Source organism: Bradyrhizobium sp. B025, from assembly GCF_042257955.1.
Taxonomy (GTDB): Bacteria; Pseudomonadota; Alphaproteobacteria; order Rhizobiales; family Xanthobacteraceae; genus Bradyrhizobium; species Bradyrhizobium diazoefficiens.
Map to the genome: position 1 here is coordinate 235,909 of NZ_CP170150.1, position 18,387 is coordinate 254,295.

General features: G+C 64.5%; 14 protein-coding genes and 1 pseudogene. 8 read left to right on the forward strand and 7 right to left on the reverse strand.

The annotated features are described in order from the left end of the window. Nucleotides 1-17: 17 nt before the first annotated feature. On the forward strand, nucleotides 18-857 hold the full coding sequence (locus ACE10W_RS01095; protein WP_304550178.1) for an SDR family NAD(P)-dependent oxidoreductase: 840 nt from the start codon (nucleotides 18-20) through the stop codon (nucleotides 855-857). A 125-nt stretch (nucleotides 858-982) separates the two neighbouring features. On the opposite strand, the gene ACE10W_RS01100 is transcribed toward ACE10W_RS01095, so the two are convergent. The 3 genes and pseudogenes from ACE10W_RS01100 to ACE10W_RS01110 form a co-directional block, all read right to left on the reverse strand. Continuing rightward, nucleotides 983-2,359 carry a cytochrome P450 gene (locus ACE10W_RS01100; RefSeq protein ID WP_304550180.1) on the reverse strand — a complete coding sequence of 459 codons (1,377 nt, stop codon included), beginning with the start codon at nucleotides 2,357-2,359 and terminating at the stop codon, nucleotides 983-985. 142 nt (nucleotides 2,360-2,501) lie between these two features. Beyond that, complete coding sequence (locus tag ACE10W_RS01105) at nucleotides 2,502-3,737, reverse strand: LLM class flavin-dependent oxidoreductase (RefSeq protein ID WP_304550182.1); 1,236 nt, start codon at nucleotides 3,735-3,737, stop codon at nucleotides 2,502-2,504. 148 nt (nucleotides 3,738-3,885) lie between these two features. Next, nucleotides 3,886-4,750: pseudogene (locus ACE10W_RS01110) on the reverse strand (FAD-dependent oxidoreductase). A 159-nt stretch (nucleotides 4,751-4,909) separates the two neighbouring features. On the opposite strand from ACE10W_RS01110, the gene ACE10W_RS01115 reads away from it, so the two are divergent. Both ACE10W_RS01115 and ACE10W_RS01120 read left to right on the forward strand, forming a co-directional pair. After that, entirely contained in the window at nucleotides 4,910-6,322 is a 1,413-nt protein-coding gene (locus ACE10W_RS01115) for an MFS transporter (RefSeq protein WP_304550183.1), read from the forward strand. A gap of 129 nt (nucleotides 6,323-6,451) precedes the next feature. Then, on the forward strand, nucleotides 6,452-7,630 hold the full coding sequence (locus ACE10W_RS01120) for a PHB depolymerase family esterase (protein ID WP_028172592.1): 1,179 nt from the start codon (nucleotides 6,452-6,454) through the stop codon (nucleotides 7,628-7,630). A 93-nt stretch (nucleotides 7,631-7,723) separates the two neighbouring features. Here the strand turns inward: ACE10W_RS01120 and ACE10W_RS01125 are convergent, their stop codons facing one another. Next, complete coding sequence (locus ACE10W_RS01125) at nucleotides 7,724-8,416, reverse strand: MBL fold metallo-hydrolase (RefSeq protein ID WP_304550185.1); 693 nt, start codon at nucleotides 8,414-8,416, stop codon at nucleotides 7,724-7,726. Between the two features lie 180 nt (nucleotides 8,417-8,596). Here ACE10W_RS01125 and ACE10W_RS01130 point away from each other — a divergent pair, with 180 nt between their 5' ends. Continuing rightward, entirely contained in the window at nucleotides 8,597-10,195 is a 1,599-nt protein-coding gene (locus ACE10W_RS01130) for an alpha-amylase family glycosyl hydrolase (protein ID WP_271557204.1), read from the forward strand. Between the two features lie 186 nt (nucleotides 10,196-10,381). Here ACE10W_RS01130 and ACE10W_RS01135 read toward each other — a convergent pair whose 3' ends face one another. Then, the gene (locus ACE10W_RS01135) at nucleotides 10,382-12,079 is read right to left on the reverse strand and encodes an alpha-amylase family protein (RefSeq protein WP_304550190.1); all 1,698 of its coding nucleotides are present in this window, start codon (nucleotides 12,077-12,079) and stop codon (nucleotides 10,382-10,384) included. A 152-nt stretch (nucleotides 12,080-12,231) separates the two neighbouring features. Here ACE10W_RS01135 and ACE10W_RS01140 point away from each other — a divergent pair, with 152 nt between their 5' ends. Beyond that, nucleotides 12,232-12,723, forward strand: coding sequence for an MmcB family DNA repair protein (locus ACE10W_RS01140; RefSeq protein WP_092186190.1), 492 nt, complete (start codon nucleotides 12,232-12,234; stop codon nucleotides 12,721-12,723). A gap of 114 nt (nucleotides 12,724-12,837) precedes the next feature. On the opposite strand, the gene ACE10W_RS01145 is transcribed toward ACE10W_RS01140, so the two are convergent. Further along, entirely contained in the window at nucleotides 12,838-13,392 is a 555-nt protein-coding gene (locus ACE10W_RS01145; RefSeq protein WP_008141807.1) for an ActR/PrrA/RegA family redox response regulator transcription factor, read from the reverse strand. Nucleotides 13,393-13,494: 102 nt separating this feature from the next. Further along, nucleotides 13,495-14,817: an ActS/PrrB/RegB family redox-sensitive histidine kinase gene (locus tag ACE10W_RS01150; RefSeq protein WP_011083727.1), complete on the reverse strand. Its 1,323-nt coding sequence runs from the start codon at nucleotides 14,815-14,817 to the stop codon at nucleotides 13,495-13,497. Between the two features lie 106 nt (nucleotides 14,818-14,923). On the opposite strand from ACE10W_RS01150, the gene ACE10W_RS01155 reads away from it, so the two are divergent. The 3 genes from ACE10W_RS01155 to ACE10W_RS01165 all read left to right on the forward strand — a co-directional run bounded on the left by ACE10W_RS01155 (nucleotide 14,924) and on the right by ACE10W_RS01165 (nucleotide 18,235). After that, nucleotides 14,924-15,727, forward strand: coding sequence for an ABC transporter ATP-binding protein (locus ACE10W_RS01155; RefSeq protein ID WP_060909491.1), 804 nt, complete (start codon nucleotides 14,924-14,926; stop codon nucleotides 15,725-15,727). A gap of 238 nt (nucleotides 15,728-15,965) precedes the next feature. Further along, on the forward strand, nucleotides 15,966-16,784 hold the full coding sequence (locus ACE10W_RS01160) for an ABC transporter permease (RefSeq protein WP_304550203.1): 819 nt from the start codon (nucleotides 15,966-15,968) through the stop codon (nucleotides 16,782-16,784). A 122-nt stretch (nucleotides 16,785-16,906) separates the two neighbouring features. Next, nucleotides 16,907-18,235, forward strand: coding sequence for a polyhydroxyalkanoate depolymerase (locus ACE10W_RS01165; RefSeq protein WP_028172598.1), 1,329 nt, complete (start codon nucleotides 16,907-16,909; stop codon nucleotides 18,233-18,235). Nucleotides 18,236-18,387: the final 152 nt, after the last annotated feature.

Genomic DNA, 18,387 nt, shown 5'->3' on the forward strand with positions numbered 1-18,387 from the left:
GAAAACAGGGACATTCCATGGGCAGGCTGGACGGAAAGGTCGCGGTGATTACGGGTGCGACAAGCGGGATCGGATTACGGACCGCTGAAGTCTTCGTTGCCGAAGGTGCCAAAATTGTGATCGCGGGGCGGCGCATACCGGAAGGCGAGGCGCTGGCGAAGCAGCTCGGGGCCAATTGCATCTTCCGCCAGACCGATGTGACGGTCGAAGCGCAGATGCAGGCGCTGATCGCGCTCGCGGTAGACAAATTCGGCCGGATCGATTGCCTGTTCAACAATGCCGGCGGGCCGGCGCAGACCGGCGGCATCGAGGGCCTCGAGGTCGAGCGCTTCGACGCGGCGATGGCGACGCTGGTGCGCAGCGTCATGCTCGGCATGAAGCACGCCGCGCCCTACATGAAGAAGCAGGGGTCCGGCAGCATCATCAACAATGGCAGCATCGCTGGCCGGCTCGCCGGCTTCTCCTCGTCGGTGGTTTACGGCGCGGCCAAGGCGGCGGTGATCCATCTCACCAAATGCGTGGCGATGGAGCTCGGCGAATCCAACGTCCGCGTCAACTCGATCTCGCCCGGCGCGATCGCGACCGGCATTTTCGGCAAGGCGCTTGGGCTGGCGACCGACGCCGCGGAGAAGACGCCGGCGGTGATGCGCGAAGTCTACAAGACCGCCCAGCCGATCCCGCGCGCCGGCGTTCCCGACGACATCGCCCATGCCGCGGTGTTCCTGGCGAGCGACGAATCCAGCTTCATCAACGGCCACGACCTCGTCATCGACGGCGCCATCACCGGCGGCCGCAACTGGAGCCAGCAGCAGCAGGGCTACGTGGCGCTGCGCAAGGCGTTCGATCAGGGGGCGTAGCGAGGGATTTTCTGTCGTCATTCCGGGGCGATGCGAAGCATCGAACCCGGAATCTCGAGATTCTCAGGTGCGCAATTGCGCACCATAGCTCGCACTTCGTGCGCCCGGAATGACGGCGTACCAATTCACACCGCCTTCACCCGCACCTTCAACCCGTCCCGCGGCTTCGGGATCGGCCACATCTGCCAGTCCGGCTTGTAGCCCGGCTCCAGCGACACCTCGATGTTCTGCAGGAAGTGCCGGGCAAAGCATTTGGCCTGCATGTAGGCGAAGTGCAGGCCGAGGCACATATGCGCACCGCCGCCGAACGGCACCCAGGCGAAGCGGTGGCGGCCACGCTGGGCCTCCTCGGTGAAGCGCAGCGGATCGAAGCGGTCCGGCTCCGGCCAGATGTCCTTCATGTGATGCGTATAGAGCGGATTGACGCCGACCGCGGTGCCGGCGGGAATCCTGAAACCCTTGAAGGTGAAGTCGCGCATCGCGCGGCGCGGCATCGACGGCACCGGCGGCTTGATCCGCAGCGCTTCCTTGAACGCCATTTCGGACAGCGGCATCTTCTCGAGATCGTCGAAGCTGCTTGGCGCGCCCGGGGCGAGCCCGAGCGCCAGAACCTCGGCGCGCAGCCTGTCCTGCCAGTCCGGGTTTGCGGCGAGCTCGCCGATGAAGGAGGTGAGCGACGAGGTCAGCGTGTCGTGCGCCGCCATCATCAAAAAGCTCATGTGGTCGATGATGTCCTGCTCCGACAGCAGCGCACCGTCCTCATGGGTGGCGCGGCAGAGCTGCGAGAACAGATCATCGCCGCCGTGATTGCCGCGGCGGAGCGGAATCTGCTGGCGGAAATAGGCGACGATGCGCTTGCGGCCCGCGACACCGCGCGCCATCTGCGTGCCGGGCAGGGGACGGCGGATCGGTGCGACGGCGGCCGCGACCATGTCGACGAAGGCGCGGTTGATCTCGTCGACCTCCGGCCCGATATCGGCGCCGAGAAAGGACGCGGCGGCGAGATCGAGTGTGAGCTGCTTCATCGCCGGATAGAGCTGCATCTCGCCGGGCTTGGCCTTCCACTGCGCGACGCGCGCGGAAATGCCGCGGTCGAGATCGCTGAGATAGGATTTCATCGGTCCGGACTTGAACGCGACCGACAGCGCCTTGCGGTGCAGCCGGTGCTCGTCGAAATCGAGCAGCATCAATCCGCGCGGAAACAGCAGGCCGAGCACCTTGTTCCAGCCGTGCGTCGACGAGAACAGTTTTTGCTGGTCGAACATCACGAGCTCGTTCGCTTCGGGTCCGAGCAGCACGACATTGGTCTCGCCGAAGACATGGGTGCGGTAGACCGAGCCGTATTTGGCGCCGTTCGCCTCGATATGCCCCTTGGGGTCGGCCAGCACCTGGAAGGTCTTGCCGATGACCGGCCAGCCCTCGTCGCCCGGGATGTGCGTTAGCTCGTTACGCCCCGGGGCGGTGAACTGAAGCGCAGGGGCGGCCACATTCTGCATCGACATGACGAGTGCTCCGGTTGGCTGACCGAACGGACATCGCGCGACCGCAACTTTATTGCGGCCTGCGCCAGCTGACCGGGTCAGCATAGCACAGGCCGATATCGCTTGCTTGAGATCGTGGTTACACGTGTAACGCCAACGAGCCCTACCGCTTCGCCGCTTCCTTCTGCAGATCCGGGGCGTTGACGGCGGGAATGGCGACGCGGCCGGGTCCGGTGACCTTCAGCGCTTCGGCAGCCTTCTCGTTCTCCATGATCTTGGCCATCACGGCCTGGCCGGCGCGTTCGAAGATCGCGCGGTTCTCGATCACGAATTTTTGCGACTTGCGGAGGCCATCGATATAGCCGTTGATCTCCGGCACGACATAGCGCGCGACCAGGTCCCAGCTCCGGCGCGTGTTCTCCGGGTTGGCCCAGTCGTGCACGAAGCCGATCACGGCGCCGACGCCGCCGGAGACCTGCATCACGTTCTTGATCATTTTCACGAGGTCGTCGGGCGTGCCGATGACGGAGGCGGCGCCCTCGACGAAGGCGGTCTTGTCCACGGCCTCGTCGGGCGAGGCGAATGCGGTGAGGCCCGGCCGCTGCAAGGTGCCGACATTATATTCGTTGTGCCAGCGCATCAGGCCGGCGCCGGCCTCGCGGCGGGCCTGCTCGCGGGTCTCGGCGACGTGCCAGGTCAGGAGCACGCGCCAGTCGGCGCGGTTCACCGTCGTGCCGTGCTTCCTGGCGGCATCCTCGGCGAACTGCCATTGCTGCTGGAGCGACATCAGGCCCTGTGTCGTCATCGAGCCCAGCGAGATGATGCCGATGCCGTATTTGCCGGCGAGCGTCATGCCGGAGGGCGAGATCTGCGAGGCCACCACGAACGGCATTTCCTCCTGCAAGGGCAGGAGCTGGAGCGCGGCATCGTTCATGGTGAACCAGTCGCTCTTGGCGGTGACGCGCTCGCCGTTGAACAGGCGGCGGATCACGCCGATCGCCTCGTCCTGGCGGTCGCGCTGCGTCATCGGGTCGATGCCGAGCGTGTGCGCGTCGGAGGCGAGCGCACCGGGACCGGAGCCGAAGATGGCGCGGCCGCCGGTCATGTGATCGAGCTGCACCATGCGCTGGGCGACGTTGAAGGGATGGTGATAGGGCAGCGACACCACGCCGGTACCGAGCCTGATCCGCTTGGTGCGCTCGCCGGCTGCGGCCAAAAACATCTCGGGCGAGGCGATCATCTCCCAGCCGGAGGAATGGTGCTCGCCGCACCAGAACTCGTCATAACCGAGCGCGTCGAGCTGCTCGACCAGGTCGAGATCGCGCCGGAACTGGAGCATCGGATGCTCCCCGATCGGGTGATGCGGGGCAAGGAAGGCTCCGAACTTCAGGCGCGCCATGGCGTTCTCTCCGGCTGGATTTTTTGTTTGTTGAGACGGTGAGGCTACGTGCCCGATGGCGCGAACGCAATCGCGCGATGTCCCGCGCGGCGGAATGCAGGCATGCGCTCATCTTCTCCCTCTCCCCGCGGGGAGAGGCGAAGGAAGATCACCGCGTCATCCTGTTCCACGCATCCAGGCCGGCGATCTTGTACGCCTCCGCCAGTGTCGGGTAGTTGAACGTGTTCTGGATGAAATAGTCGATGCCGCCTTTGAGGTTGAGCACGGCCTGGCCGATATGGATCAGCTCGGTAGCGCCTTCGCCGAGGATGTGCACGCCGAGCAGGCGGCGCGTCTTGGTCGAGAAGATCATCTTCATCATGCCGCTGTTCAGCCCCATGATGTGGCCGCGCGAGGTCTCGCGGAAGCGGGCGATGCCGACCTCGTAAGGAATGCCGCGCGTGCGCACCTCTTCTTCGGTGAGGCCGGCGGTCGAGATCTCCGGCACCGAATAGATGCCGTAGGGAAAGAACTCCGGCGGCGCCAGGGGCTCCATGCCGAGCGCGTGACAGGCGGCGACGCGGCCCTGCTCCATCGAGGTCGAGGCGAGGCTCGGAAAGCCGATCACGTCACCGGCCGCGTAGATGTGGGGCACGCTGGTCTGCAATGTCACGGGATCGACCGTGATGCGCCCGCGATGATCGACGGCGATGCCGGCGGCCTCGAGGTTGATGCTCGAGAACCTCGACCTCGTGATCGAGGGTTTTCTGCAGCCGGGTCGTCAGGTCGCTTGCCGCGATATCCTGCTTCACCCGGTAGGAGCGGCCGTAGAAGCCACGCTCGCGCCAGCCGGACAGATTGAGCACGGTCTCGCGCAGGGTTTTGGAGGGAATGGTGCCGGTGTGGACGGAGACGCCGCCGACCCGCCGGCCCTTCTCCACCACCAGCACCGCCTTGCCGAGCTTGGCGCATTGCACTGCGGCCCGGCGCCCCGACGGGCCCGAGCCGATCACCACCATGTCGTAGTCGTACATCGGAAGACTTCCGAACCCCGCGAGACCAGCGGGAACCGACATGCAGCAATCGGGCCAAAGCGGCAAGAAGGCGGCAAGTCCTACCTCGGAGGTAATCGCACCGATGACGCCGATCTGCGAGCATCGCGCGCAAATAAATTCCGGAAGGGCCGCGCGCCGATGCATCAAACCGTCACAAAGCAGATCGATTCGTCGCGCCGCTGGTGGGTGCTCGGCATCGTCGTCGCCGCCCAGTTCATGTTCGGCGTCGACGCCTTCATCGTGAACGTCGCCATTCCGACCATCGCCGTCGATCTGCACGCGACGCCGGCGCAGATCGAATCCGTCATCGCGATCTATCTGATCGCCTATGCCACGCTGGTCGTCACCGGCGGCAGGCTCGGCGACATCCACGGGACCAAGAACGTATTCCTGGCCGGCGTGCTCGGCTTCACCCTGACCTCGCTGTGGTGCGGGCTGGCGCAATCAGGCGCGGAGCTGATCATCGCGCGGCTGGCGCAGGGCGCCACCGCCGCGCTGATGGTGCCGCAGGTGCTGGCGACGCTGCATCTGTTGTTCACCGACGGCCAGCGCAACCGCGCCTTTGCCGTCTACGGCATTGTGCTCGGGCTTGCGGGCGCCGCGGGCTTCCTGCTCGGCGGGCTTCTCGTCACGCTCGATCTCGCCGGCACCGGCTGGCGCTCGGTGTTCTTCGTCAACGTTCCCAGCGGCCTCGTCATCGCCGGTGCCGCCTGGCGCATCATGCCGTCGGTGCCTCGCCGGGCCGGTACGAAGCTCGACATCAAGGGCAGTGTTGTGCTGTTCGCAGGGTTGTTGTGCCTGATCGGTCCGCTGCTGTTCGGGCACGATGTCGGCTGGGCGCCGTGGCTGTGGGCGGCGATGGCGATCGGCGGGGTGATCCTCGCGCTATTCCTGAAGCTCGAGCACGCAGTCGGGCGCGCCGGCGGCATGCCGCTGATCGATCTCACGCTGCTGGCGGATGCGGCGTTCCTGCGCGGCCTCGGCGCGGCCTTCTTTTTCTTCGTCGCCAATCTCTCGTTCTATCTCGTCATGACGCTGTTCATGCAGCGCGGCCTGAAGATCCCGCCGCTCGAAGCCGGCATGGCCTTCATTCCGCTCGCGTTCGCCTTCGTCGTGGCCTCGCGTCACAGCGGTGTGCGGGCGCGCCATCGCGGCACCAAGGTGTTGATCGAGGGCTGCGCGCTTCAGATTGCGGGCCTCACCGCGCTCGCGCTTGTTGTAGTCGATCTCGATGCGCCGACGCCGATCGGGCTTGCGCTCACCATGATCATCTTCGGCTACGGTCAGGGCCTGGTGATGGCGCCGCTGTCCGGCGCGGTGCTTTCCACCGTGAAGCCCGTCGCCGCAGGCTCGGCGTCCGGCATGTACGGCACCATTGCGCAGATCGGAAATGCGGCCGGAGTGGCCGCAATCGGCGCATTGTTCTTCGCGCTCGAAGCTCTGCAATCACCGCGCGCAGGATTTCTCGTCTCGCTCGCGCTGTTTGTGACATTAATAATGATCTGCGCCGCATTTCTGGCGTGGATGCGCCGCGCATCTGCACGAAGTTGAGGCATTGCGGTTAATGCGTGCGGTTTCTCCGTGAATTTCTGGTAATTGACAGCACACACACTTTTCATTTTGCAGTGCAGCAACTATCTGGTTTGGGTGGACGTTGAACGTCGCCTGCCAGGAGTTGCCGTGTCGCTTGCCAGAAATATCGATCTCTTGAGACGCCTGCCGAAGGTGGATGGTCTGCGCTTTGCCGACTTCGGCCGCAGCGCGGATGCGCCCGGTCCATTGCAAGAGGTTGCGGACTTCGGTGACAATCCCGGCAATCTTCGCATGTTCGCGTTCGCGCCGGCGCAGTTGCAGATGCCGCGCGCGCTCGTCGTCGTGCTGCATGGCTGCGGACAGACCGCAGCGGCTTACGATCTCGGCGCGGGCTGGTCGACGCTCGCACGGCACTACGGCTTCGCGCTGCTGATGCCCGAGCAGCAGCGCGCCAACAACGGCAACACCTGCTTCAACTGGTTCAATCCGGAAGACACTGCGCGCGACAGCGGCGAGGCGCGCTCGATCCGCGAGATGATCGCGCATATGGTCAAGACGCACCGCATCGATCCCAGGCGCGTCTTCATCACCGGCCTCTCCGCCGGCGGCGGCATGACGTCCGTGATGCTCGCGACCTATCCGGAAGTCTTCGCGGCCGGCGCGGTGATCGCAGGCCTGCCCTATGGCATCGCCTCGAATTTGCGCGAGGCGCTGGACGGCATGTTCCATTCGCCGGCGCGTCCCGCGCGCGAGCTCGGCGATCTCGTGCGCAACGCTTCCGATTATCGCGGCCCCTGGCCGAAGATGTCGGTGTGGCACGGCAGTGCCGACCGCACCGTCAATCCCGGCAATGCCAACGAGATCGTCAAGCAGTGGCTCGACCTGCACGACCTGCCTGACGTGCCGATGGCCGAGACCAATGTCGACGGCTATCCGCGCCAGGCCTGGTGGAACAAGGACGGCGAGACGCTGGTCGAGTCCTACGCCATCACCGACATGGCGCACGGCACGCCGCTCGGGCTAGCCGACAACGACCAGCGCTATGGCGTCGAAGGCGCGTTCCTGATCGAGGCCGGCATCTCCTCGTCCTACCACATCGCAAAGTTCTTCGGCCTGACCGGCTGGATTCCGGACGCGGCGAAGAAGAAGGCGGAGGCAAAGCCTGGAGCGCCGAAGCCGGCGCTGACGCCAGCGCCGCATCTGGCCCGCTCGATCCGCGACGCGGTCGCCGAACCGCCGGCCGAGCCGAAGCGCGAGGACGCCCGCGGCTTCGACCTCGGCCAGATCATCACGCGCGCGCTCACCGCCGCGGGGTTGATGAAGTAGCTCAGCCCTCGCGCGTCGTCCCGGATCTGCGCTTACGCTTGTCCGGGACGACAGCTGAGTTTGTGGCGACGCCGGTGCATCGCTGAATAGAGCTTACATCTCGCCGGTGATGAACGGATTGGTCATCCGCTCCTGGCCGATGCTCGAGCCGGCGCCATGGCCGCAAATGAAGCCGACATCGTCGCCGAGCGGCAACAGCTTGGTCTTGATCGAGCTGATCAGCGTGGCGTGACTGCCGCCGGGCAGGTCGGTGCGGCCGACGGAGCCTGCGAACAGGACGTCGCCGACATGAGCGAAACGTAATTCCTTGTTGAAGAACGCCACGCTGCCGGGCGAATGGCCGGGGCAGTGCAGAATGTCGAACTGCAAGCCGCCGATCAACACGGTGTCGCCCTCCTCTAACCAGCGGTCCGGCGCGAAGTTGCGCACCCCGGTCATGCCGAAGCGCGCGCCGCTCTCCACCACATTGTCGAGCAGGAACTTGTCGGCCTGATGCGGTCCCTCGATCGGCACCTTCAGCGCATCGCGCAATTCCGCGGCGCCGCCGACATGGTCGATATGGCCGTGGGTCAGCCAGATCTTCTCCACGGTGACGCCGGTCTGCTTGATCGCGTCCAAAATCTTCGGCACGTCCCCGCCGGGGTCGATCACCACGGCCTTCTTGCCGGGTTCGTCCCAGATGATGGTGCAGTTCTGCTCGAACAGCGTCACGGGGACGATGATCGCGCCGGCCTTGGCTTGCGAGGACTCTTGCGAGGATCCTTGGGTATCATTTTGCTCGGTCATGGCGCCACAATGCCGATTTTTGCCATGCCGCCAAGCAAAAGATTCTTGAGATTCTTGGCCCGGCCCCGGAACAGCCGCCTCGGCCGTCACACGGCCGTCCCAATTGGCCTGCTGGTTTGAACCGGGGCGTTGCTTCCGCGTTCTCTCGCGCGAGGCGGATTTTCGGGTGGGTTCTCCGACATGGCACAGGGCGAGGTGAATTGGTGGCGCGACGGCATCTTCTACCAGGTCTATCCGCGCTCGTTTCAGGACAGCGACGGTGACGGCGTTGGCGATCTCGCCGGCATCTTGCGGCGGCTGCCTTATGTGAAGTCGCTCGGCGTCGACGCGATCTGGCTGTCGCCGATCTTCCCTTCGCCGATGGCCGATTTCGGCTACGACATTTCCGACCATACCGGCATCGATCCGCTGTTCGGCACGATGGCGGATTTCGACGCGCTGCTCACGGCCGCGCATGAGCATGGTCTCAAGCTGATCCTCGACCTCGTGCCCAACCACACCTCGGACCAGCATCCCTGGTTTGTCGAGAGCCGGTCCTCGCGCGACAATCCCAAGCGCGACTGGTACGTCTGGCGCGATCCGGCGCCCGATGGCGGCGTGCCGAACAACTGGCTGTCCGAGTTCGGCGGCAGCGCGTGGCAGTTCGACGAGACGACGGGTCAATATTACTATCACGCCTTCCTCGCCCAGCAGCCGGACCTCAACTGGCGCAACCCAGACGTCCGCGCGGCGATCTACGACGCGATGCGGTTCTGGCTGGACAAGGGCGTCGACGGCTTTCGCGTCGACGTGATCTGGCACCTGATCAAGGACGCCGAATTCCGCGACAATCCGCCCAATCCTCACTACGTCGAGGGCCGTCCGCCGAACGAGAAGATCCTGACGCAATATTCCACCGACCAGCCGGAGGTGCACGACGTCATCGCCGAGATGCGCCGCGTCACCGATGCCTATCGCGCCCGCGTGCTGATCGGCGAGATCTATCTGCCGCTGCACCGGCTGATGGCCTATTACGGCAACGACCTCACCGGCGCGCAGATGCCGTTCAACTTCGCGCTGCTCTCGACGTTCTGGAGCGCGCGCTCGATCGAGACGATCATCGACGACTACGAGAAGGCGCTGCCGAAAGGCGCCTGGCCGAACTGGGTGCTTGGCAATCACGACCGCCCGCGCGTCGCCAGCCGCGTCGGGCCCGAGCAGGCCCGCGTCGCCGCCATGCTGCTGCTGACGCTGCGCGGCACGCCGACGCTCTATTACGGCGACGAGATCGGCATGCATCAGCTCGCGATCGCGCCCGAGGATGTGCGCGATCCCTTCGAGAAGAACGTGCCCGGCATCGGCGTCGGCCGCGACGGTTGCCGCACGCCGATGCAGTGGGATTCCTCGAACTTCGCCGGCTTCTCGAACGTCAGGCCGTGGCTGCCGCTGCCTGAGGATCATATCCACGAAAATGTCGTCAATCTCGAAGCCGACACGCGCTCGATCCTCAGCCTGTACAGGCGGCTCATCGTGCTGCGAAAGAGCAGCCCGCCCCTGGTGGCCGGCAACTATCATCCGATCGCGGCGCAGGGCGATCTCCTGATCTACCGCCGCGAGGCCGAGGGCAGGGCGGTGATCGTGGCCCTCAATCTCGGCCCCGACCCGATCGCCGTCACCACCAGCGCGATCCGCTTCGGCAGCGAGATCCTGCTGTCGACGTTCCTGGATCGTGAGGGTGAGCGGCTGGAAGGGGTGCTGGATCTGCGCGGCAATGAGGGCGTGATCGTCGCGCCGCCCTAAAAAGTAGGGCGAGGCGATAGCGTCATTCTCCAACGTCGTCCTGGACAAGCGAAGCGCAGATCCAGGACCCATTACCACAGGACGCAGTGTGGCGGAGGCTGGTGGTTATCAGCTCACGCGCCAACGACCTCTTGGGGTAATGGGTCCTGGCTTTCGCCAGGACGACGGCGGAGTGTGTGGATGCACCTACCCCGGATGCTTGTTACCCGCAGTATCCTCATCGATATCGCTCCGCTTCAGTAAATAATCCAACCCGCCGACCCGATACCAGCGATAGCCATACGGCTCCAGGACGACGCGGTGCTGGCCGCGCTTGTCGGCGTGGCTGTGGTCTTCCGCGAGCAGATTGATCAGGTGCGCGCCGGCATCATCAGGCAGCCCCGTCGAGAACGCGATCTCGCGTGGCTTCTCATCGAGATTGTGCACGAACAGCACCGAATTGTTGCGCCAGTCATAGCGCATGATGAAGACAGCCGGATCACGCGTCGCAATGATCGCGAAATTGCCCCAGCCGATCTCCGGCACCTCCTTGCGCATGCGGACGATGCGTTCGGTCCAGTTCAGCATGGAATTGGCATCGCGCCGCTGCTTGGCGACGTTGACGTGCGGAAAGCCATAAGGGCCCTTGTCGATGACGGGACAGGCCGGCTTGTCGTTCTTGGTGAAGCCGCCATGCGGCTCGGTCGACCATTGCATCGGCGTGCGCGCGCAATTGCGCTCCGGCAATGAGAGATCGTCGCCCATCCCGATCTCGTCGCCATATCGGATCACGGGCGTTCCCGGCAGCGTGCACATCAGGCTGTAGGCAAGCTCGAGCCGCCTGCGGTCGCCGCCGAGCATTGGCGCGAGGCGGCGGCGGATGCCGCGGTCGTAGAGCTGCATGTCCTTGTCGGGGCCGAAGCTCTTGAACACGGTGTCGCGCTGTGCCGGGGTCAAGCGCCCGAGATCGAGCTCGTCGTGATTGCGCAGGAACAGGCCCCATTGCGCCGAGGCCGGCCGCGGCTTGGTCGCCTTCAGCGCCTTTGCCAGCGGTCGCGAGTCGGCCGACGCCAGCGCATAGAACAGATGCTGGTTGACGTGGAAGTTGAACATCATGTGCATGCGGTCGGCATCGCGGCCGAAATATTCCATGTCGGTTTCCGGCAGCACATTGGCTTCGGCGAGGATTATGGCGTCACCCTGGCGCCATTGCAGGAATTCGCGGAACGCGCGCAGCATGTCGTATTGCTCGACCGGCTTCTTCACCTTGGCGCCCTTGGTCGCAATCACGAAGGGCACGGCGTCCATGCGGAATCCGGAGACGCCGAGCTGGATCCAGAAGCCCATGATCTTCAAAATCTCGGCCTGCACGTGCGGGTTCGAGGTGTTGAGGTCGGGTTGAAAATCGTAGAAGCGATGAAAATACCAGGCGCCGGCGTCCTTGTCGCGCGTCCAGGTCGATTTCTGCACGCCGGGAAACACCATGCCCTTGTTGGCATTGGCGGGCTTCGTGTCGGACCAGACGTACCAGTCGCGATAGGGCGAGTTCTTGTCGCGCCGCGCTTCCTTGAACCAGCGATGCTGGTCCGAGGTGTGGTTGACGACGAGGTCGATGATGATGCGGATGCCGCGCTGCTTGCAGCCATGGGCGAACTCGACGAAGTCGCCGAGCGTGCCGTAGCGGGAATCGACGCTGTAATAGTCGGCGATGTCGTAGCCGTCGTCGCGGCCGGGCGAGGTCTGGAACGGCATCAGCCAGATTGTGGTTATGCCGAGGCCGTGCAGATAGTCGAGCCGCCGCAACAGGCCCTTGAAGTCGCCGACGCCGTCGCCGTCGGCATCCATATAGGTGCCGACGGACAGGCAGTAGATCACGCCGTTCTTGTACCAGAGATCGTCGATCATGCGCGAGCGGCCTCACAGGTCCCGCCGGGGTGCGGCGGCTGCGTGATAAGTGCGAGGGCAGGGGGAGGTTCCTGCGCCACCGTCGTCCCGGGCTCGCGCCAGGTGGCGCGCCCCGGAATGACGGGTGGAATGGAATCGGCTATCCTCACCCCATGGACAGCAGCGCCCGCAACATCGCCCTCGTGCCGCCGCCGGACCGCCGCCAATCCGAGACGGCGCTGGCGATCGCGCGCGGCACGGCGCGGCTGCTGCGCTCGCTCGGATTTTCCTGCATCAGCGAACTGCCGCTACCGTCGGGCCGGCGCGCCGATCTGGTGGCGCTGAACGAGCGCGGCGAGATCTGGATCGTCGAGATCAAGTCGTCGGTCGAGGATCTGCGCGCAGATCAGAAATGGCACGAATACCGCGCCCATTGCGACCGGCTGTTCTTCGCCTTCACGCAGGACCTGCCGTGCGAGATCTTTCCGCAAGACACCGGCCTCATCATCGCCGACGCCTATGGCGCGCATCTGCATTGCGAGGCGCCCGAGCACAAGATCGCGGCCGCCACGCGCAAGCAGATGACGGTGCGTTTTGCGATGGCGGCGGCTTTGCGGATCAACCGGCTGGTCGATCCGCAGGGGCACGCGGATTTCTGGGAATGAGTCCGTAGGATGGGTAGAGCGAAGCGAAACCCATCACTTTCGGTCAGGTAAGCAAGGCGGTCAGGTAAGCAAGGAAGGTGGGTTTCGCTTCGCTCTACCCACCCTACGAAACCGTTACCGCGGCGCGCGCTTGGCCAAAATGCGCTGCAACGTCCGGCGGTGCATGTTGAGCCGCCGCGCCGTTTCCGAGACGTTGCGGTTGCACATCTCGTAGATGCGCTGGATGTGTTCCCAGCGGACGCGATCGGCGGACATCGGGTTGGTCGGCAGCTCGGATTTCTCTGCGCTGGTCGACAGCAGCGCGGCGACGACGTCGTCGGCATCGGCCGGCTTGGAGAGATAATCGATCGCGCCCATCTTCACCGCGGTCACCGCGGTGGCGATGTTGCCATAGCCGGTCAGCACGATCGCGCGTGCATCCGGGCGCTTCTTCTTCAGCGCCGAGACCACGTCGAGGCCGTTGCCGTCCCCGAGGCGCAAATCAACCACGGCGAATGCCGGCGCCGCCTTGCCGATCTGCGCGAGACCGTCCGAGACGGTGTCGCACGATGTCACCGCAAAGCCGCGCGTCTCCATCGCGCGCGACAAGCGCTCCAGAAACGGCTTGTCGTCCTCCACGATGAGAAGCGAGCGGTCGGTCTGTTCGTTCAGTTCGGCGATGGCGTTCAAGGTTTTGTCCTCTCTCTGCACATCCACATATGGCGTCGCAAACGGGCGGCGCCAAGGCCGCCAATAGTCGATCAGTCGGCCTGTGCGACGCAAGGTCGCGGCCTATCCTATTGTTTCTTCAAGCGTCTCGATAGCCTCAAAACGCTGTCGCGGCCACGTTATCTGGACCACCGCGCCGTGTTCCGGAAAGATCCGGTTGGTAAACGAGACCTTGGCGCCGGTGCGTTCGAGCAGGGTGCGCGCGATGAACACGCCAAGCCCGAGGCCGCGCCGTTCGCCGCCGGCGTCATCCGGGGTGCGCCGCCGCGACAGATAGGGCTCGCCGATCCGGTTAAGGATATCGGGCGGAATGCCGGGGCCGTCGTCGGAGATCAGGAGCTCGATCGTGTCCTTGTTCCACCAGGCGTTCACCTCGACGGTGGTGTGGGCGAAATCGACTGCGTTCTCGACGATGTTGCCGACGCCGTAGAGGATCGCCGGGTTGCGCGAGCCGACCGGCTCGGCGAAGGCGGCCACCGCGATCCGCACCTTGATGTCGACGCCGAAATCGCGGTGCGGGGCCACCACCTCCTCGATCAGCTCCGACAGCTTCATGCGGTCGAACGGCGCGCCGGTGGAGGAGAGCTGGGTGATCTTGCTGAGGATGTCGCGGCAACGCTGCGTCTGCTCGCGCAGGGTTTTCAAATCGGCGGCAAAGATCGGGTCCTTCACCGTCTTTTCCAGCTCGCGCGAGATCAGGAAGATCGTCGCGAGCGGCGTGCCGAGCTCGTGCGCGGCCGCGGCGGCGAGGCCGTCGAGCTGGGTCAGATGCTGCTCGCGCGTCAGCACCAGCTCGGTCGCGGCGAGCGCATCCGCAAGCTTGCGCGCCTCCTCGGTGACCTGGAACGAGTAAAGGCTGGTGACGCCGATCGCGAGCACGATCGAGAGCCAGACGCCGACGAGATAGATCGGCGGCAGCACCAGCGGATCGTCGGAATCCCAGGGCAGCGGCAGGTGGAAGAAGAACAGGACCGAGGCGCAGGCGACCGCCAGCACGCCAAGCCCGAAGGTGAAGCGGGCCGGCAGCGCGGTTGCCGAGATCAGCACCGGTGCGAGGAACAGGAACGAGAACGGGTTCTGGAGCCCGCCGGTGAAGAACAACAGGCCGGCCAGCTCCACGATGTTCAGCGCAAGCAGTCCGGCCGCCTGCATCGGCTCCAGCCGCTGCAGCGGATTGGACACGGTCTGGAGCGCCAGATTGAGCGAGGCCGACAGGGCGATGATGCTGACGCAGGGGACGATCTCGACGTTGAACTCCAGCCCCTGCGCCACGATAAAGATCGCGGCGAGCTGGCCGAGCACCGCGAGCCAGCGCAGCCGCAGGATGGTGTCCAGGCGGATATGCCGCTGCGCGGGGCGAAAGTCGGAAGCGGCAATTTCGGTCATGTCGGCCAATGTGGCGGTGCCTTCTGGTCACGAACGCGCGGCTGGTGGAACCACCCGGATTACAAGCCTTGCGCTGTCAGCTGCAATAGCAGAAGAACGGCTCAGCATGACCGGGAACGACAAAGCTTCAAGTCCGCCGACTGTCGCGGAGCGCAGCTCCTCTGCGGCAATTGCGGTCGATCACCTCGTCAAGGTCTACAAGCAGACCCGCGCCGTCGACGATATCTCCTTTTCGCTGCCGCGCGGCAGCATCACCGGGCTCCTGGGCGGCAACGGCGCCGGCAAGACCACGACCATCGCGATGATCATGGGCCTGGTGCTGCCGACCTCCGGCCGCGTGCAGGTGCTCGGGCATAAGATGCCCGAGGAGAGCGCTTCCGTGCTGGGGCGGATGAATTTCGAAAGCCCCTATGTCGACATGCCGATGCGGCTCACGGTGCGGCAGAACCTCACCATCTTCGGCAAGCTCTATGCGGTGAAGAATCTCGCGGGCCGCATCGCCAGGCTCGCCGACGATCTCGACCTCACCGAATTCATCGACCGTGCCAACGGCAAGCTCTCCGCCGGCCAGAAGACCCGCGTCGCGCTGGCGAAAGCGCTGATCAACCAGCCCGAGCTGCTGCTCCTGGACGAGCCGACCGCCTCGCTCGACCCTGACACCGCCGATTGGGTGCGAGGCCATCTGGAGCGCTATCGCAAGGAGAACAACGCCACCATCCTCTTGGCCTCGCACAACATGCTCGAGGTCGAGCGTCTGTGCGACCGCGTCATCATCATGAAGCGCGGCCGCATCGAGGATGACGACACGCCGGAGGCCATCATGGCCCGCTACAACCGCACCACGCTGGAGGAGGTGTTCCTGGACGTCGCGCGCGGCCGGGTGAACGGCGAGAAGGAGGCGGCGCGATGAGGGAGTCCCGATTTTTCGGTCCTAGCCCGGATGGATCCCGTCATCCCGGGGCGCGACATAGTCGCGAGCCCGGGATCCATAACCACAGGATTGAATTTGGCGAAGACTCGGGGTTGCCGGCCTCGTCCCACAATCGCCGCCTGTGGTTATGGATTCTCAGATGCGCAATTGCGCATCATAGCTCGCGCTCCGCGCGCCCCGGAATGACGAAGCTTCATCCGGGCTACGCGGTGCAGCCATGACCGAGCTCTCCCTCCATCGCGGCATCTCCATGCAGCGCATCGGCGCGATGATCCTGCGCTACTGGTACCTGTTGATGTCGTCCTGGCCGCGGCTGCTCGAGCTGCTCTACTGGCCGGCGCTCCAGGTCATCACCTGGGGCTTCCTGCAGCTCTACATCGCGCAAAACGCCAATTTCTTCGCGCGCGCCGGCGGCACGCTGATCGGCGCCGTCATCCTCTGGGACATCCTGTTCCGCGGCCAGCTCGGCTTCTCCATCTCCTTCCTGGAGGAGATGTGGGCGCGCAACCTCGGCAACCTCATGATGAGCCCCCTGAAGCCGATCGAATTTCTGCTGTCGCTGATGATCATGAGCCTGATCCGGCTCGCGATCGGCGTGATCCCGATGACGCTGCTCGCGCTGTTTTTGTTTCACTTCAACGTCTACGCCCTCGGCCTGCCGCTGATCGCGTTCTTCTGCAATCTGATCTTCACCAGCTGGTCGGTCGGCATCTTCGTCTCGGGACTCGTGCTGCGAAACGGTCTCGGCGCCGAGAGCATCGTCTGGACCCTGATGTTCGCGATCATGCCGCTCGCCTGCATCTACTATCCGGTCAGCGTGCTGCCGGGCTGGCTGCAAGTCGTCGCCTGGACGCTGCCGCCGACCTACGTTTTCGAGGGGATGCGGGCGCTCTTGATCGAGAACACCTTCCGCATCGACCTGATGCTGGAGGCGCTGGCCATCAATTTAGGGCTGCTGATTGCATCTTTTTGGGCATTCCTTGCCCTTTTGCGCAGCGCCAGGAAGAACGGCTCGCTGCTGTCCAGCGGCGAATAGTTTCACTTTCCCGTGGATTCAGGCTGATTTAACCGTCTCCGCCACGTAGATGTACGGGGACGGTGCATTGACGCAATATTACGCATTCGGCAGTATGCTGCGATGCGAAGAGGGATATAGCGATGCCTATTGGTGAGTTTGGCGGCGCGCCGCCCCTGGCTGCAGAAGGCAGTCCGGTCCTGACGACGCCGATGTACTGGATGTACGAGATGGCCCACGCCTCTCTCAATCCGGCACGTGCGGTCACCGACGCGACCAAGTTCCTGTTTCAGAATCCCCTCAATCCCTGGGCGCGCACCGAGGTCGGCAAGTCGGTCGCCGCGGCCTGCGAATTGTTCGAGCGCACCACGCGCCGCTACGGCAAGCCGGAATGGGGCCTCAACGACACCGAGGTCAACGGCATCCGCGTCCCCGTCGAGATCCGTTCGGTCTGGGAAAAGCCGTTCTGCCGGCTGCTCTACTTCGATCGCAAGTTCACGCGTCCGCTGCGCAGCCCGCAGCCGCGCGTGCTGATCGTGGCCCCGATGTCCGGCCACTATGCGACGCTGCTGCGCGGCACGGTCGAGGCGTTGCTGCCCGCGCATGATGTCTACATCACCGACTGGGCCGATGCCCGCATGGTGCCCCTCAGCGACGGCCGCTTCGATCTCGACGACTACATCGACTACATCATCGAGATGTTGCACGTCCTCGGCGGCAACACCCATGTCATGGCGGTGTGCCAGCCCTCGGTGCCCGTCGTCGCCGCCGTTTCGATCATGGAAGCGCAGCGCGATCCGTTCGTGCCGACCTCGATGACCCTGATGGGCGGCCCGATCGACACCCGCCGCAATCCGACCGCGGTGAACAACCTCGCCCAGGAGCGCGGCATCGACTGGTTCCGCAACCACGTCATCACCAAGGTGCCGTTCCCGCATCCGGGCATGATGCGCGACGTCTATCCGGGATTTTTGCAGCTCAACGGCTTCATCAGCATGAATCTCGACCGGCACATGGATGCCCACAAGCAGCTTTTCGCCCATCTGGTGAAGGGCGACGGCGATCTCGTCGACAAGCATCGTGAGTTCTATGACGAATATCTCGCGGTGATGGACCTCTCCGCCGAGTATTACCTGCAGACCGTCGACACCGTGTTCGTGAAGCACGCGCTGCCGAAGGGCGAGATGACCCATCGTGGAACCCGCGTCGATCCCTCCAAGGTCAAGCGTGTGGCGTTGATGACGGTTGAAGGCGAGAACGACGACATCTCCGGTCTCGGTCAGACCGAAGCAACGCACACATTGTGCCGCTCGATCCCCGATCATCGCCGCGTTCATTACGTCCAGAAGGGCGTCGGACATTACGGCGTGTTCAACGGCTCGCGTTTCAAGTCGGAAATCGTGCCGAGGATTCACGACTTCATGGTCTCCGCTGCGAATCCGAGCTCGTTGCAGGCTCTCGCGGCCGAATAGAGCGTTTTCGAGCGAAGCGGGACCGGTTCGCGCAAAGAAAACGCGTCAGAAGTGGAATCGAGAGCCATCTCCGTTCGATCACATCGGAGCGGGCATCGCTCTCGACGCGTTTTTCGGCTTTCCCGTCGAAAATTCGGGTGCTGCCGGAGGTT

What these genes read in the sequence shown, in the direction of transcription:
- ACE10W_RS01135 (WP_304550190.1), bottom strand. Translation starts at nt 12,079, where the DNA reads ATGATCGACGATCTCTGGTACAAGAACGGCGTGATCTACTGCCTGTCC.
- ACE10W_RS01125 (WP_304550185.1), bottom strand. Translation starts at nt 8,416, where the DNA reads ATGACCGAGCAAAATGATACCCAAGGATCCTCGCAAGAGTCCTCGCAA.
- ACE10W_RS01140 (WP_092186190.1), top strand. Translation starts at nt 12,232, where the DNA reads ATGGACAGCAGCGCCCGCAACATCGCCCTCGTGCCGCCGCCGGACCGC.
- ACE10W_RS01115 (WP_304550183.1), top strand. Translation starts at nt 4,910, where the DNA reads ATGCATCAAACCGTCACAAAGCAGATCGATTCGTCGCGCCGCTGGTGG.
- ACE10W_RS01150 (WP_011083727.1), bottom strand. Translation starts at nt 14,817, where the DNA reads ATGACCGAAATTGCCGCTTCCGACTTTCGCCCCGCGCAGCGGCATATC.
- ACE10W_RS01155 (WP_060909491.1), top strand. Translation starts at nt 14,924, where the DNA reads ATGACCGGGAACGACAAAGCTTCAAGTCCGCCGACTGTCGCGGAGCGC.
- ACE10W_RS01100 (WP_304550180.1), bottom strand. Translation starts at nt 2,359, where the DNA reads ATGTCGATGCAGAATGTGGCCGCCCCTGCGCTTCAGTTCACCGCCCCG.
- ACE10W_RS01165 (WP_028172598.1), top strand. Translation starts at nt 16,907, where the DNA reads ATGCCTATTGGTGAGTTTGGCGGCGCGCCGCCCCTGGCTGCAGAAGGC.
- ACE10W_RS01130 (WP_271557204.1), top strand. Translation starts at nt 8,597, where the DNA reads ATGGCACAGGGCGAGGTGAATTGGTGGCGCGACGGCATCTTCTACCAG.
- ACE10W_RS01105 (WP_304550182.1), bottom strand. Translation starts at nt 3,737, where the DNA reads ATGGCGCGCCTGAAGTTCGGAGCCTTCCTTGCCCCGCATCACCCGATC.
- ACE10W_RS01095 (WP_304550178.1), top strand. Translation starts at nt 18, where the DNA reads ATGGGCAGGCTGGACGGAAAGGTCGCGGTGATTACGGGTGCGACAAGC.
- ACE10W_RS01160 (WP_304550203.1), top strand. Translation starts at nt 15,966, where the DNA reads ATGACCGAGCTCTCCCTCCATCGCGGCATCTCCATGCAGCGCATCGGC.